The organism is Luethyella okanaganae (genome assembly GCF_042660285.1).
Classification (GTDB): Bacteria; Actinomycetota; Actinomycetes; order Actinomycetales; family Microbacteriaceae; genus Luethyella; species Luethyella okanaganae.
The window spans coordinates 1-1,205 of record NZ_JBHSTP010000007.1 but is presented as its reverse complement, the minus strand read 5'-3'; the positions used below and the strand labels follow the sequence as shown (position 1 = coordinate 1,205).

Below are 1,205 nucleotides of genomic sequence, written 5' to 3'. Positions count from 1 at the left end.
GCATCTCCACATGCGTCTCATCACGAACCTCATCAAACGACGGCAACAACACCCCTCCACACCCCGACAGAGTCAACACAGCGAGCACCACGACCACAACGCCCGCTACAACAACCCGCCTCACTGCGCCGCTCCATCGAGGCGCCGCCGTATTGCGAATGGAACCCGGCGGCTCACTTCCGCGGCTCCGGGTCCTGTGCGCAACGCGAGTACCCGCGGACAAGAATGCGAGCCCCCTGTTCAGCATCTTGATCGTTGCTGACTCCTAGAAGAATGTCCGTCTTGGGCGCGCGTAAGGAGAAGCTCCGCGTGATCGATGCGTCGGCGGCCACTTCGAAGTACCCGTCCGCGAGCAAGTCCACCTTCACCTCATCCATCCACGGCTGAATCCCGAACCCATCCGCGACATACACCCCCCATTCACCCGTGTAGAAGATCCCGACCCCGCCGTCACACGGATAGCTGAAGTCCGGCATCGGATCATCCATCCTCACAACCGCCCCCTCCGGGAGACGATCGACGATCTTCTGCATCTCCACATGCGTCTCATCACGAACCTCATCAAACGACGGCAATGTGCTCCCTCCGCAACCCGCAAGGACGAGGACCGCCGTCAGAACCAGCGCACCGGCAACGAAGTACTTCATCGAGCCGCTTCTTCGAGCCGTTTCAACACATGCTCCAATACGACGTGATTGTCGGTGGTGCCGACGACCTGGTTGTGATTGTCGACCATGCCCGCCACCTGCACCGGGATACCGACCGGCGGGGCGACAACCAGCCGGCTCACTTCCGCGGGTAAGGGTCCTGTGCGCACCGCGAGAACCCGCTCACCAAAACACGAGCGCCCTCGGTGGCTTTCGCGTCGTTGATCAACCCGATGAGCAAGCCCGATTCAGGCGCTCGAAGTGAGAAACTCTTCACGAGGGCAGGGTCGATATCCTCCTCAACATACCCGTCCGCGAGCAAGTCCGCCTTCACCTCATCCATCCACGGCTGAATCCCGAACCCATCCGCGACATACACCTCCCATTGGCCGGTATAGAACACCCCTGCCCCGCCGTCACACCAGAACCTCGAGGCCGGGCGCGGGTCGTCAACCCTCACAACCGCCCCCTCCGGGAGACGATCGACGATCTTCTGCATCTCCACATGCGTCTCATCACGAACCTCATCAAACGACGGCAATGTGCTCCCTCCGCAAC

General features: G+C 61.2%; 3 protein-coding genes. All 3 read right to left on the bottom strand.

Annotation, left to right across the window (positions count from 1 at the left end; translation table 11 throughout):
- Window positions 1-173 precede the first annotated feature (173 nt).
- Entirely contained in the window at window positions 174-647 is a 474-nt protein-coding gene (locus ACFQB0_RS15385; RefSeq protein ID WP_386733315.1) for a hypothetical protein, read from the bottom strand.
- Complete coding sequence (locus ACFQB0_RS15380; protein ID WP_386733314.1) at window positions 644-790, bottom strand: hypothetical protein; 147 nt, start codon at window positions 788-790, stop codon at window positions 644-646. Before ACFQB0_RS15380 ends, ACFQB0_RS15385 begins: the two co-directional genes overlap by 4 nt.
- A partial coding sequence (locus ACFQB0_RS15375; RefSeq protein WP_386733313.1) for a hypothetical protein occupies window positions 787-1,205 on the bottom strand: 419 nt, incomplete at its 5' end. The genes ACFQB0_RS15375 and ACFQB0_RS15380, both read right to left, overlap by 4 nt.